The 14,973-nt window shown below is 26.9% G+C and carries 13 protein-coding genes and 1 pseudogene; all 14 read left to right on the plus strand.

What is annotated here, in order from left to right; genetic code table 11:
• Positions 1–239 precede the first annotated feature (239 nt).
• A complete protein-coding gene (gene gmd / locus KI686_RS15500) occupies positions 240–1,367 on the plus strand; it encodes a GDP-mannose 4,6-dehydratase (RefSeq protein ID WP_237590247.1) in 1,128 nt (375 codons plus the stop codon).
• 102 nt (positions 1,368–1,469) lie between these two features.
• Positions 1,470–2,315, plus strand: coding sequence for an ABC transporter permease (locus KI686_RS15505; protein ID WP_237590248.1), 846 nt, complete (start codon positions 1,470–1,472; stop codon positions 2,313–2,315).
• A gap of 18 nt (positions 2,316–2,333) precedes the next feature.
• Complete coding sequence (locus tag KI686_RS15510; RefSeq protein WP_237590249.1) at positions 2,334–3,662, plus strand: ABC transporter ATP-binding protein; 1,329 nt, start codon at positions 2,334–2,336, stop codon at positions 3,660–3,662.
• Positions 3,649–4,623, plus strand: a complete 975-nt coding sequence (locus KI686_RS15515) for a glycosyltransferase family 10 domain-containing protein (protein ID WP_237590250.1) — start codon at positions 3,649–3,651, stop codon at positions 4,621–4,623. Before KI686_RS15510 ends, KI686_RS15515 begins: the two co-directional genes overlap by 14 nt.
• Before the next feature lie 186 nt (positions 4,624–4,809).
• Complete coding sequence (locus tag KI686_RS15520) at positions 4,810–5,700, plus strand: glycosyltransferase family 32 protein (protein WP_237590251.1); 891 nt, start codon at positions 4,810–4,812, stop codon at positions 5,698–5,700.
• Positions 5,701–5,770: 70 nt separating this feature from the next.
• The gene (locus KI686_RS15525) at positions 5,771–6,670 is read left to right on the plus strand and encodes a glycosyltransferase family 2 protein (protein WP_237590252.1); all 900 of its coding nucleotides are present in this window, start codon (positions 5,771–5,773) and stop codon (positions 6,668–6,670) included.
• The gene (locus KI686_RS15530) at positions 6,660–7,790 is read left to right on the plus strand and encodes a glycosyltransferase family 4 protein (RefSeq protein WP_237590253.1); all 1,131 of its coding nucleotides are present in this window, start codon (positions 6,660–6,662) and stop codon (positions 7,788–7,790) included. The genes KI686_RS15525 and KI686_RS15530 overlap by 11 nt, the downstream gene beginning before the upstream one ends.
• A gap of 81 nt (positions 7,791–7,871) precedes the next feature.
• Positions 7,872–9,008, plus strand: a complete 1,137-nt coding sequence (locus tag KI686_RS15535; RefSeq protein ID WP_237590254.1) for a glycosyltransferase family 4 protein — start codon at positions 7,872–7,874, stop codon at positions 9,006–9,008.
• A gap of 1 nt (position 9,009) precedes the next feature.
• Positions 9,010–9,987, plus strand: coding sequence for a glycosyltransferase family 2 protein (locus KI686_RS15540; protein ID WP_237590255.1), 978 nt, complete (start codon positions 9,010–9,012; stop codon positions 9,985–9,987).
• Positions 9,987–11,096: a glycosyltransferase family 4 protein gene (locus KI686_RS15545; protein WP_237590256.1), complete on the plus strand. Its 1,110-nt coding sequence runs from the start codon at positions 9,987–9,989 to the stop codon at positions 11,094–11,096. Before KI686_RS15540 ends, KI686_RS15545 begins: the two co-directional genes overlap by 1 nt.
• A gap of 3 nt (positions 11,097–11,099) precedes the next feature.
• Positions 11,100–12,557, plus strand: coding sequence for an MBOAT family O-acyltransferase (locus tag KI686_RS15550; RefSeq protein ID WP_237590257.1), 1,458 nt, complete (start codon positions 11,100–11,102; stop codon positions 12,555–12,557).
• Between the two features lie 5 nt (positions 12,558–12,562).
• Positions 12,563–13,561 carry an SGNH/GDSL hydrolase family protein gene (locus KI686_RS15555; protein ID WP_237590258.1) on the plus strand — a complete coding sequence of 333 codons (999 nt, stop codon included), beginning with the start codon at positions 12,563–12,565 and terminating at the stop codon, positions 13,559–13,561.
• Complete coding sequence (locus tag KI686_RS15560) at positions 13,561–14,676, plus strand: glycosyltransferase family 4 protein (protein WP_237590259.1); 1,116 nt, start codon at positions 13,561–13,563, stop codon at positions 14,674–14,676. Before KI686_RS15555 ends, KI686_RS15560 begins: the two co-directional genes overlap by 1 nt.
• Positions 14,673–14,973 (plus strand): annotated as a pseudogene (locus tag KI686_RS15565) (MBOAT family O-acyltransferase); the annotation flags it as partial. The gene KI686_RS15560 and the pseudogene KI686_RS15565, both read left to right, overlap by 4 nt.

The raw sequence follows: 14,973 nt of genomic DNA on the forward strand, positions 1-14,973 counted from the left end.
GTTAATGGATGTATCTAAAATGAAAGCCATCGGTTGGGAGTATAAAACAGAATTGCAAGAAGGTATAGAAAAGACCTATGAATGGTTTTTAAATAATATAGATACCATCAAACAGGTAAAAATGTAAGAGAAATACAAAATCGGTCATCGAATAACGATTATTGTATCGTAACTCGAACATTTACCGTAGGTCATCGAATAAAAAAATCAAACAAACAAACAAGCATAAAAAATTTAACATGAAGGTTGCATTAATTACAGGAATCACAGGACAAGATGGATCTTATTTAGCGGAATTACTATTAGAAAAAGGTTACATGGTACATGGTATTAAAAGAAGAGCTTCTTTATTTAATACAGATAGAATAGATCATTTATACCAAGATCCACACGATCCAGATCAAAGATTAAAGTTACATTACGGAGATTTAACAGATTCTATGAATCTAACAAGAATCATCCAAGAATGTCAACCTGATGAGATTTACAATTTAGGAGCAATGTCTCACGTAGCAGTTTCTTTTGATACACCAGAGTATGTAGGAAATGTAGACGGATTAGGAACCTTAAGAATTTTAGAAGCGGTAAGAATTCTAGGATTAGAGAAAAAGACAAGAATTTATCAAGCATCAACTTCAGAATTATTTGGAGGTATGCCAGAGAATAAAAATGAGCGAGGATTTTATGATGAGAACTCACCATTATATCCACGTTCACCATACGGAGTAGCAAAGATTTACGGATTTTGGATTACAAAGAATTACCGTGAAGCTTATGATATGTTTGCATGCAACGGATTGTTATTCAATCATGAGTCACCAAGAAGAGGAGAAACCTTTGTAACAAGAAAGATTACAAGAGCGGTTGCAAAAATAGCCTTAGGATTACAAGAAAAAGTCTATTTGGGTAATTTAGAAGCAAAACGAGATTGGGGTCATGCAAAAGATTATGTACGTATGATGTGGATGATTTTACAGGCAGACAAAGCAGAAGATTGGGTAATTGCAACAGGAGTAACTACTACAGTAAGAGATTTTGTACGTATGGCTTTTGCAGAAGTAGGAATTGAATTAGAATTTAAAGGAGAAGGAGTAGATGAGAAAGCTTATGTAGTTGCTTGTACTAAAGAAGAATTTCAAGTAGAAATAGGTAAAGAAGTCTTGTCTGTAGATCCAACTTATTTCCGTCCAACAGAAGTAGATTTATTGATAGGAGATCCAACCAAAGCAAAAGAAAAGTTAGGATGGACCCCAGAATATGAGTTAAAAGACTTGGTAAAAGACATGATGCAAGGAGATGTTTCATTAATGAAAAAAGATGTAGATCTGTTAAAAGCAGGACATGAGATCTTAAAACAAGCTGAGTAATAAAAAAAATAACAAAAAAACTTTTATCTAAACAAAGCTTAAGTTTATTAGATGCTTAAATTTTGTTTAGATGTTTTTTTTACAAGAAAGGAAAAGAAAAAAATGTCAAATAATTATAAGCTAGTCATAAAACCTAAAACAAGTTTGTTTGATTTTAGTATAAAGGAAGTGTGGAGTTATAGAGATCTACTTCTTTTATTTGTTCGTCGTGATTTTATTGCGGTGTATAAGCAAACTATATTAGGACCTTTATGGTTTTTTATTCAACCAATTTTAACCACTCTTATGTTTATGGTTGTTTTTGGTGGTATAGGTAAAATGAGTACAGATGGGATGCCACAAGCTGCTTTTTATTTAGCAGGTATTGTGAGTTGGAATTATTTTGCAGACGTCTTAAAAGCAACATCAGAAACTTTTGTTCAGAACGCAAATATATTTGGTAAGGTTTATTTTCCTAGAATTATTTCGCCTTTATCAATTGTAATATCAAAACTAATTACTTTTGGTGTACAATTATTTTTGTTTCTTCTTGTTTTTTCTTACTATTTATTTTTTACAGATTCTTCTATACAACCTAATTGGTACCTTTTACTACTACCTGTATTAATCTTTTTAACAGGTGGAATGAGTTTTGGTTTGGGATTATTAATAACAGCTTTAACTACAAAATATAGAGATTTTAGATTTTTAATTGCTTTTGCTATACAATTAGCAATGTATGCAACTCCTGTTATTTATCCTTCTAGTATGATTGAAGGAAAAATGAAAATATTTATTACAGCAAATCCTATGAGTGCTATTATAGAAACTTTCCGTTATGCCTTTTTAGGTGTTGGTAATTTTAGTTGGGGAGGTCTTTTGTATAGCTTTATTGTTATGATTTTATTTATTATCATAGGAGTTTTAAGTTTTAATAAGGTAGAAAAAAGTTTTATGGATACAGTTTAACTGTTTAAAAATTTGGTTATGAATCCGATAGTGGAAATTGAAAAAGTAAGTAAACAGTATAGATTAGGAGATGTTGGTACAGGTACTCTATCTCATGATTTAAATAGATGGTGGCACACCATAAGAGGTAAAGAAGATCCATATTTAGAAGTAGGTGATGTTAATGACAGGTCTGTACAAGGAAACTCTGAATATGTATGGGCTTTAAAAGATATTAGTTTTAACGTAAACCCAGGAGAAATTGTAGGTGTTATAGGTAAAAATGGTGCAGGTAAATCTACATTGTTAAAACTATTAAGTAGAGTTACAGCTCCTACAACAGGTACTATAACAGCGTACGGTAGAATAGCTTCTTTATTAGAAGTTGGTACTGGTTTTCATCCAGAACTAACAGGTAAAGAAAATGTTTATTTGAACGGTGCAATTATGGGGATGACTAAATCTGAAATTACTGATAAGTTTGACGAAATTGTTGAGTTTGCAGGTTGTGCACGTTACATAGATACACCGGTAAAAAGATATTCTTCTGGAATGTATGTAAGATTAGCATTTGCTGTTGCAGCACATTTAGAACCAGAAATACTAGTTGTAGATGAAGTATTAGCTGTTGGTGATGCAGAATTTCAGAAAAAGGCTATAGGGAAAATGAAAGAAGTTTCTCAAGATCAAGGGAGAACTGTTTTGTTTGTTAGCCACAATATGGGAACTATAAAACAAATCTGTAATAGATGTGTAGTTTTAGAAAAAGGACAAGTAAAGTTTGATGGAGACGTTGTAGAAGCTATTAATTTATATAATAGAAAAGATATTGCAGAAGGAGAAGCTAATAAAATGTCTATTAGTATTCCTTTAGAAAAAAATAATTACCCAGATGAAGTCATTTTTAAACAATGTACTTTAATGGAAGGTAACCATGTTGCTTCTGATGAAGTTTCTGATATAAATGAAGTTTCTGTAGTTATAAAAGGAGAAATAATTAAACCTAATAGAAATTTAATTGTTTTTGTATCTCTATTTGATGAGTATAATAATTTGATATCAGTAAATGATGTTTTCGAAAACTCAAATATTACTCCAGAAGATTTAGTTCCCGGAGAATTTACGTTAACAGCAAAATTGCCTGTAGATGAATTTCTACCAAGAAATTATAGAATAAATATTTCATCTGTAATTCATTATCAAGGATGGGCGTTAAAAGAAGACGAAATTAATTTTGATTTTAGATTTATAAAAACTAATTTTTCTCATCCAGTATATTCAGAATCTAATTTTCCAATGACAGGTAAAAGTAAACCTGGGTATTTAAATACAAGTTTTAACTGGGAATTGGTTTATGAGAAAAATTAAAATAATAAAGAACTGGAGTTATCCTAAGTTATCTACAATCACACCAAATAAATCTCTAATTTGGGGCGACTATCAATTTATAACAGAAGAAAATGAAAGTGAGTTTGATACAGATTACGATGGAGTTGTAATATTTAACTTTAGTAAAGATAAATTAAGTTTAAACTGTTCTAAAGTAAATACTTTAATTTGTACACAAGAACCTCCTACAGAAAGATATGCTTTTTTTAAAAATTCTTTTCCTTATGTAGGTCATGCTTTAACTCAATTTACAACAAAAGAACAAAATATTGTTCCACATCATCCGTGTTTACCTTGGTGGTTAGGTAAAGATTTTGACTTTTTAAAAAATCTAAAAGCTAGTTCTTTAAATAAAACAGAATCTATCTGTTGGATAACAAGTAATAAATCTTTTCATAGTGGACATACAGCTCGTTTAAAGTTTAAAAATGAAATAGATAATTTAAATTTAAACTATAGCTTGTTTGGAAAAGGTTTTAAGGAGATAGATAATAAATGGGATGTTCTTAAAAACTTTAAATATACTTTAGCTATAGAGAACTCAAGCCATAATAATTATTGGACAGAAAAGATAATGGATGCTTTTTTAAGTTTTACAATGCCAATTTATTACGGATGCCCAAATGTTGTAGAGTATTTTCCTAAAGAGGCTATTATTTTTATTGATATTAATAAACCAGAAGAAGCTTGTAAAATAATAGAAAATGCCGTTAAAGATAATTTATGGGAAAAAAATATAGAAGCAATTACAGTTGCAAGAAATCTTATTTTAGAGAAATATAATATGTTTGCTTCTTTAGGTAATTTTATGGATAAAAATTTTGATTTTTCTAAAAAAGGAGAGGTTATTATACCAGAAAATAATTGGCCTAATTTAGAAGTAAACCCTAGTTTTTTTAAGAAATTAAAACATTTTATGAAAACTAAACTAAATAAATAATAGTAATTCTGTACAAAAAAACAGAATGACAAGTAAAAATTTCAATTAAAAATAGTTATGAAAAAGAAAATTGAGGTAGAAATTTATAGACTTGTTAATTTTAATAAAAAGCTTAATTAATATAGCGCATTTAATCTGTGATTAAAAAATTGATATTAAAAAGTTTATAAAACATTTAATTTGGATATGATACCTAAAGTTATACATTATGTATGGTTTGGATCCCCTGATAAACCTAACTTAATAAATAAATGCATTGATACTTGGAAGGCAGTTTTACCTGACTACAAAATTAAAGAATGGAATGAAAGTAACTCTCCCATTACTCATCCATTTGTTAAATATTGTTTAGAAAATAGACAATGGGCTTTTGCTTCTGACTACGTAAGGTTATGGGTACTTTATAATGAAGGAGGGCTTTATTTAGATACAGATATGGAAGTTAAAAAAGATTTTACTCACTTATGGGATAATAAATCTTTTTTTGCAGCATACGAAAATAAGTTTTTAATAAATCTAGGCATATTTGCTTGTGAAAGAAAAGATAAAAGAATTAAAACCATTTTAAAGGTTTATGATTACTTGATTTTTCCTGCTCCTATTCCAAATATATTTACAGAAATTTTTAAGATAAACTCTCAATGGTTTAATGATGATCAAATTTTTCTTGGAGATCAAGAGATGTTTTATTCAGAAATTAAAGGTGCTCCAAAAAAAGAGCCATATACAATTCATCATTCAGAAGGATCTTGGGTAAAATCATTCAAAATTTTTCAATTAGCTTATTTAAGAAATTTTTTCAGTTTAAATGATAAAACATATATCTATCAAGATGTTCTTAAAAAAACAAAAGAAATGTTGCTAGATACAGATAATACTACAGAGAAAGTAATATTATCAGAATTAGAACAATTTAAAAAAGTTTATATTTTCGAAACACATTTAAAAGGGCCTTCTTTTAGTATAAATAAGCTTGTAAATACATTTAAAGATTTAAAAAGTGATTATTTTACAGAGTTAAGTATATATCAACAATTAGGTTTGTTTTTTAAATCAGTAATGAATAAAAAAAAGTAATTTTTAAAACCAATTAGAGCTTTATTTTATAGATGTTTAAAAAATGATATATAGCTGAAAATACAAAATTATGGAAAGAAGATTAATATCAGTAGTTATACCTAATTTTAATAATTCTCTCTACCTTAAACAGTGTATTTCTTCTGTACTTAATCAAACATATAGTTGTATAGAATGTATAGTTATTGATGATAATTCTAACGATGATTCTGTTGATATAATAAAAACTTTACAAGAAGAATATTCAAATTTATCATTTTATAAAAATGAAATAAATAAAGGAGTTTCTTATTCTAGAAACAAAGGTGCAGAGTTAGCAAAAGGAGAATATATTTCTTTTTTGGATGCAGATGATTATTGGTTACCTACAAAATTAGAAACAGAATTAGATTTAATAGAAAAAACGAATGCTAAATTGGTCTTTTCACCATATAAATGGTTTGATAGTAAAAAAACTTTTGACAATACAGATGCACTAAAAAACCCTCGTACAAATGTATTTGATTATTGGAAAGATAGTTTAATTTCTCCTAGTGGTTTAACTGTAGAAAAAACTTTTTTTAATAAAGTAGGTGGTTTTGATACTAATTTAAAAGGTGCAGAAGACATGGATTTCTTTTTTAGATGCGCGCTTATAGATTTAAATATACTTTCTACAGAAAAGTTTAATGTTAAAATTAGAATACATGAGGGGAATACAAAAAAAAATTACCAAAGAATGTATGATGGTCATATAATATCTTTAAAAAAATGGTGTAGCCTTGTAGATGATAATAAACAATATAAAACATCAGAATATATAGTTGCAGTAAGAAACAAACTTAGTAAAGCAAGGTATTACGCATCAATGTTAAATAGCAAAGAATTAAAATTAAATACTTTTAAAATAGGTTTTAAAATATTTGGATTAAAATATTTTAATAAAGTATTAGTATTTTCTCTTTATAAAATAATATTCAATGGAAAATAATAAAATTTTACAAATTCTTACTCAAGAAGAATATTATTCGCCCAAAAACGGAGGAGCAATAGCCACTTGGGTAAAAGAATTTTCTGATGAATTAACAGAATATGAAACCACAGTTTGTGCACCATATTCAGATAGTCCATTTAAGGTTAGTAACCTAAAACAAATAAAAACACAATTTGCTAAAAAGCTACGAAAATTTTTTGGAGGAAAAATAGAACATCATTTAAAATACAATACTTACGTTATTTTGGCGGGATTATTTGCAAGAAGAAAAAAATATAAAATTATACATGTACATAATCGTCCTAATTACATACCTATTATCAAGCGATTAAATCCGCAGGCAAAAGTGATGTTGCATATGCATAACGATCATGTATTGGACGCTAATGAAAAACAAATAAATGATTTACATACTTATTGCGATAAAATAATTTCTGTAAGTGGTTATATTGAAGGAGAAATTCTTAAAAAAGGAGTAAAACATAATTTAGATTTTAAAGACAAATGTGCGGTTTTACTTAATGGAAGTAATCCAAAACATTTTAAAAGAACAAAACCTGCAAAAAATAAACAAATTTTGTTTGTAGGTAGATTAGATGAAACTAAAGGGATAAAACAATTAGTAGAGGCAGTTTTATTAGTTAAAAAAAAGATAAACAACGTAAAATTAATTGTAGCAGGTAGTGCTGGTTTTGGTAAAATGGCAGACTCTCCTTTTGTAGCATCATTAAAAGAAATTACAAAGAACGATAAAGAAAATTTTGATTTTTTAGGTTATGTAAATCACGAAGAAATACCTAATTTATTTAAAGAAGTTGCATTGTATTGTATACCATCTATTTGGAATGATCCTTGTCCGCTTTCTGTAATTGAAGGTATGGCGTCTGGTGTACCAATGATTGTTGGTAATAAAGGAGGAATACCAGAAGAAGTGGCAGATACTGCATTAAAAATAGATTGCGAAGATGTTACAAAATTATCAGAAACCATTATTTATGCCTTAGAAAATGAAACGGAGATGAAGTTATTAGCAGATAAAGCTCATCATCGTTTTACAAATAATTTTACATGGAAACACGTAACTGAAAATTATATTAACATAATTAATAACTTATAAGTTAAGATATTAAATGTATTTTTATCATATTTAGGGTAATTATATTTAATAATCATTAGTATAAAAATTGTTTAATTCTATATGAAGATTTTATATTTTTCAACAACAATTGCTATAAGCGAAACTTTTATATACGAATTATCTAAAGGTTTATCTATTAAAAACGATGTAACACACTGTGTAACAGAAGAACCTTTTTATAAAAAAGAAATAAATTATAAGTTAATAAATTTTGAAATTCCACAAAAGATAATTTTTTACCTTTCGTATATTCTAGAATCTAGAGGACATAAAATTTTATATAAATTAAGACAAAAGAAAGCTTGCAAAAAAATGCAAGCAGAAATTGCTAAAAGTGATGTAGTTTATATTGATTATGGTACAAATGCAGCAAGAATTTTACCTGCTTTAATGGCTTTAAATAAGCCTTTTGTAATTCATTTTCATGGTTTTGATATTACATCAGAATTAAAAAATGCGAGTTATAAAAAAGATTTAATAAAAATTTTTGAAAAAGCTAGCTTTATTATAGCAGCTTCTCATCATATAAAAAGACTATTAATTATTAATGGTTGCGATAGTGCTAAAGTTAAAGTTGTAAGATTAGGATTAAATTCTATAAATAAAAATTTAGATTTAACTTGGGATAAAAAAGAAATCGATTTTGTGTTTGTTGGACGATTAACACCTAAAAAAAATCCGATAGCTTTAATTTACTCTTTTTATCAATGTTACTTAAAACAGCCCAATACTAATTTGCATATAGTTGGAGATGGAAATTTATTAAAGGAGTGTAAAGAATTATGTGTAAAATTAGGAATTGAAAAAAATGTAATTTTTAGAGGCGCATTAGATAACGATTCTGTACTAGAAATATTAAACCATTCAAAAATATATGTACAACATTCTGTTACACCTGTAACGGGAGATCAAGAAGGTTTTGCAATTAGTATTGCAGAAGCATCTTCTTTAAGTTTGCCTGTAATATCTACTTTTCATAACGGTATTCCAGAAAATGTAATTCATAAAAAATCTGGTATTTTGGTAAAAGAATACGATTATGAAGCTATGGGAGAAAAGATGTTATATCTTATTAATAATCCAGAAATAGCAAGCGAAATGGGTAAATATGGAAGAAAACATATTTTAGAGTTATGTTCTAATGAAAAGAGAATTATAGAAATAGAAGATTTGTTAAAAACTGCCATTAAAGAATAGAATGAATATAAACCCAACTTTAAAAGTTTCTATAATTATACCTGCATTTAATGCTGCATCTTATGTAAAAGATACAGTTAAATCGGTTTTAAATCAAACATATAAAAATATTGAAATTATTATTATTGATGATTATTCTACCGATACAACATGGTCAATTTTAACCGATTTAGAAGAGAAAAATCTTGCTTTAATAAAGGTTTTTAAGAATTATGGTAAAGGTGCCTGTGCAGCAAGAAATTATGGTTATGAGTTAAGTAGTGGAGATTACATTCAATATTTAGATGCCGATGATATTCTACATCCAACTAAAATAGAAACACAAATTAAATTGTTTACAGAGTTTGGTAATGCAATTATTTGTAGTGGTCTTTGGGGACGTTTTTATAATTTACCTGAAGATGTAAAATGGGAACATCAAAATATAAATAAAGATTATGATAAACCAATAGAATGGTTGGTAGATAGTTGGAACGGCAATGGAATGGGGCAAACATCTATTTGGTTAGCCCATAGAAGTTTAATTGAGAAATCTGGAAAATGGAATGAAAAATTATCTTTAAATCAAGATGGAGAATTTTTTTCTAGAGTATTAATGAATGCAGATGCTATAAAGTTTGCTAAAGAATCTAAGGTTTATTACAGATCAGGAAATTCCGAAAGTATATCACAACAAAATACACAAACAATTAAAAAAGCAACATCGTTATTGCTTTCTTATGAATTGTATCAAAAAAATTGTAAAAAATTTTTAAATTTAGAAATGGTTAAAAAAGGTCTGGCTCAAAATTATCTGAGTTTTATGTATCAATTTTATCCATTATTTCCAGATTTACAAAAAAAAGCAGAAAAGAACTTTTATAATCTAGGTTACAAAAAAATGTGGCCAGTTGGTGGTGAAAGTTTTAAAAAAATTGCAAAAATTATTGGTTTAAAAAATGCTCTTAAATTAAGAGGATTAGTTTTAAAAATTAAGTAATGAAAATAGCCTATTTTACAAATATTGAGTTAAAAGAACAAAGTGGAGGTGCATCTGGTTTAAATGTAGCTATATTCAATCAATTGAAAAAAAGGTTTGAAGTTTCTTTAATGCCTGTTATTTATCCTAAAAGTGATTTTCCTACCAAAATAATTTCAAAAGGGAAAAGAATTTTAGGATTAAGAGGAGAATATCACTTTTTTTCTGATGATCGTTTATCTAAAGTTAGTTCAACTTTTAATACGATATCGGTAAAGCAAAAATCTAACAAATGTTTTTTCTTTGGTTTTACACAGTGGATTAAAACAAAACCACAAGAACCATATTATAGTTTTAATGATGCTTGTTTTGCAACTTATGTAAATGTTTACAATGATAAAGAAGATTTTTTAGAGAAAGATTTAGAAAGAATTTTTACTTTAGAGAGTAATTGGCTTAAAAATGCTAAAAAAGTTTTTTTTACCTCTCAGTGGGCTTTAGAAGAAACAAAAAATTATTATAAAACTAATGGCGAAAATTTTATTAATGTAGGTGTTGGTGGTTTTATAGATATTCCTAAAAAAGATAATTACAAAGAAGGATATAATTTCCTTTTTATTTCTAGAGAATTTATTCCTAAAGGAGGTGTAACAGTGGTAGATGCACTTATACTTGTAAGAAAAAAATACCCAGAAGCAAAGCTTTGGATAGTTGGAGAAAAACCTTCTGATGAAATTTTAAGTAATGAAGGTGTTATTTATAAAGGTTTTTTTGATAAAAGTAATCCAGAGGAAGAAAAAGAACTTAACACTATTTTTCAAGAATCTTTTGCGATTGTTCATCCTACTTTAAAAGATACTACAACTTTAGTTATTAATGAGTTGGCTTATTTTGGCTGCCCAGCAATTTCTTCTAATAAATTTGCAATACCAGAATATTTAATAGATGGTAAATCTGGATATTTATTAGATAATCCTAGAGATGAAAATGAATTAGCTAGTAAAATGATTTTGATGATGCAAGATAAAAGCAGCTACTTTAAAATGCGCGAATTTACCAGAGAAAACTCTGTAAATAATAATACGTGGGATAAAGTAGGAGAAAGAATGATTAAAAGTATAGAATATTAATAAATGATTTTTAATTCTTTAGACTTTGCTATTTTTCTACCAATTGTATTTATACTTTATTGGTTTGTATTTAATAAAAGCTTAAAACTACAAAACTTATTAATTGTAGCTGCTAGTTATTTATTTTATGGCTGGTGGGATTGGCGTTTTTTATCACTAATAATTTTTAGTACAATTATAGATTATTCTATTGGTAGAAAATTAAAAGTAGAAGAAAATACAAAAAATAGAAAGTTACTTTTATGGATAAGTATTTTGGTAAACCTAGGGCTTTTAGGATTCTTTAAATATTATAATTTTTTCTTAGAAAACTTTGTTGCTGCATTTTCGTTTTTCGGGTCAGAAATAAAGGTAAATTCTTTAAATATAATTTTACCCGTAGGTATTAGCTTTTATACTTTTCAGACATTAAGTTATACAATTGATGTTTATAGAAAAAAATTAGAACCAACCGATAATTTTATAGTTTTTGCTGCTTTTGTAAGCTTTTTTCCTCAATTGGTTGCAGGCCCAATAGAAAGAGCGACTAATTTATTACCACAATTTACAAAAGAAAGAAAATTAAAGTTTTTAAATATTCAATTTGGTCTTATTCGTATTTTATGGGGATTGTTTAAAAAAGTAGTAGTTGCAGATAGACTATCATTAACGGTAAATTCTGTTTACAATTCGCCAGATGATTTTGGAGGAATTCACTACATAATTGCTACTATTTTATTTGCATTTCAAATTTATTGCGATTTTTCTGGTTACTCAGATATTGCAATTGGTACAGCAAGAATGTTTAACTTTAAGTTGATGGAAAACTTTAGAAGTCCATATTTTTCGAAATCTTTGGGAGAATTTTGGCGACGTTGGCACATTTCATTATCAACATGGTTTAGAGATTACATTTATATTCCTTTAGGAGGAAATAGAGTAAAAAAACATCGATTTTATTTAAATACTTTTTTAGTATTTGTAATTAGTGGGTTTTGGCACGGATCTAAATGGACATTTATAATTTGGGGAGCAATACACGGTATTATTTTGGTTTTAGAAAATATATTATATTCTAAAAAAACAATAACGAACAAAAATAAATCGGTTGTTTATTCAATAATAAAAACATTAGTAACATTTACAATTGTTTGTATTGCTTGGATATTTTTTAGAGCAAACTCTACAAGCGATGCTTTTTTAATAGTATCTAATTTATTTGATTTTTCGCAACCTTTACTATCTGTTACAAGAGGTATGCATTTGTATTTAAATAATCCTTTATGGAAATTTATAGGTAATTTTATTTTGATTGCAGTTTTACTGTTTATAGAGTATTTAATAATAAATAAGAAGATAAGTGAGGTAATAATTATTAAAAAGAAACCATTATTTAGATGGTGTATTTATACAAGTTTAATTTTAATAATAATGATTTTTGGTTTTTATGAAATCGATCAATTTATTTATTTTCAATTTTAAAAAGGATGAAAAAGTTAACACCAGAAGTTAAAAAGCTTCTGATAAATTTTATTGGGTTTTGTGTGTTCTTTAGCATAATAGCTTTTTCATTAGAAAAAGGAATCGCTTATTTTGTTACATTATCAGGAGATTCTCAAACAGGTAAAGTTAACTTAATAATGGAACACAAAATAGATTCTGATGTTATGATATTTGGATCTTCTGTTGCAGAAGTAGGTTTTAATTCTAATGTTATTGAATCTAATTTAAATAAAAGTGTATACAATTTGGCAATAGACGGAACACCTATTTTAAAAAGTGAATTTTTAATTGACGAATTTTTAAGCTATTCAGAAAAGTGCGATACAATAATGATTGGTTTGGCTTTTTTCTCTTTTTCTAAAATGCAAGAAATGAATGAACCTGGTAGATATTTGGCACATAAATCAAATAAATATTTAAAAGAAAATATAAGAAAAGTTGCACCAGAATTACATGCTAAGTTATACAATGTTCCATTTTATTCTTTTATTGTGGCAGACCATACATATTATAAAAATGCCTATTTAGGATTAAAAAATGTAATCAATAAAAAAACGTTTTATGGTAATCAAGAAAAAGGATTTTCGGTTCATGATGAAACATATTACGATACAAGAAGTACAGATGGTTTAAAAATGGATATAGAATTTTCAGAAAAAGTGATAGAGAGATTTAAACGAGTAGTCGAAAAAATTAAATCTCATAATATTACTCCAATTCTAATAATTACACCGATGCACATAAATGGCCAAAGTTTTTATAATAACTATAAAGAATACACAAATATTGCAAAAGATATAAGTGAAAAAACAAATACTAGATTAATCGACTTTTCTAAAAGTAATATTACAAAAGAAGACAAGTATTTTTATAATAATGGACATTTAAATAAGTTAGGAGCATTAACATTTAGTAAAAATGTTTGTGATAGTATTGCAACAAACCCCCAAACCCCACAAAAAGTTTACGTTAAGCAGAAGTAATGAATATAGCATATTTTACAAATATTAAAATTAAAGAATCTAGCGGAGGTGGCTCTGGTGTTAATTTCGCGATTTTTAGTTTTTTAAAAAAGGAAAGTTCAACAATTACTTATTCTGTTATAAAACCAAAATTTGATTTATTATCAAAAATTAAATCTATTTTTTTAAAGAAAATAGGCGTAAAGAGAAATTATCATTATTTCTCAGAAAAAAGATTATTAAAAGTTGATAAAATATTTAAATCTTACAAAAAAGAAGATAATATAGATGCTTACTTTTTTCATGGTTTTACACAATGGATTAAAACAAAACCAGATAAACCATACTACTGTTTTAATGATGCTTGTTTTGCAACTTATGTAGAAATTTATAATAATAAATCAGAATTTTCAACTAAAGATTTAAAAAGAATTTATAAACAAGAAGCAGAATGGTTAAATAATGCCAAAAAAGTTTTTTTTAGATCTAAATGGGCTTTAGAAGAAACAAAAAAGAAGTACAAGATAAAAGGTTTAAATTTTGAAAATGTAGGTGTTGGTGGTTTTATAGATATTCCAGAAAAAGATGAATACAAAGAAGGAATTAATTTTTTATTTGTTTCTAGAGAGTTTATTCCTAAAGGAGGTTTGGTTGTTGTAGAAGCAATAAAATTATTAAGAAAAACAAATAAACAAGTAAATTTATGGATTGTTGGTGATGATCCTGGTGCCAAAATAAAAGCTATTGACGGAGTTAATTATTTAGGTTTTTTCAAAAAGAATATAAAAAGTCAAAAAGAAGAATTAGTTAAAATCTTTAAAAAAGCTTTTGCATTAATTCATCCTACTTTAAAAGATACAAACACCTTAGTTATAAGTGAATTGGCTTATTTTGGATGCCCATCAATATCAACTGATAAATTTGCAATACCAGAATATTTAATAGATGGAAAATCTGGATATTTATTAGATAATCCTAGAGATGAGGTAGAACTAGCAAATAAGATGCGTAAAATGATTGAAGATGAAAGTAATTATTTAAAAATGAGGCAATTTGCTAGAGAAAATGCTGTAGAAAATAATACTTGGCAAAAAGTAGGAGAAAGAATTTTTAAAAGTATAATAGCTAGTAAATGATATTTAATTCATTAGATTTTGCTGTTTTTTTACCAATAGTATTTATACTTTATTGGTTTGTATTTAATAAAAACCTAAAGTTACAAAACCTGTTAATAGTTTTAGCAAGTTATTTGTTTTATGGCTGGTGGGATTGGCGATTTTTATCGTTAATTTTTTTTAGTACAGTAGTAGATTATACAATAGGAAGACAATTAAAACGAGAAGAAAATAATGTTAGAAGAAAAGTTTTACTTTGGATAAGTATTTCTGTAAATCTAGGTTTTTTGGGTTTCTTTAAATATTATAATTTCTTTT

It is taken from the genome of Polaribacter sargassicola, from assembly GCF_021991835.1.
Classification (GTDB): domain Bacteria; phylum Bacteroidota; class Bacteroidia; order Flavobacteriales; family Flavobacteriaceae; genus Polaribacter; species Polaribacter sargassicola.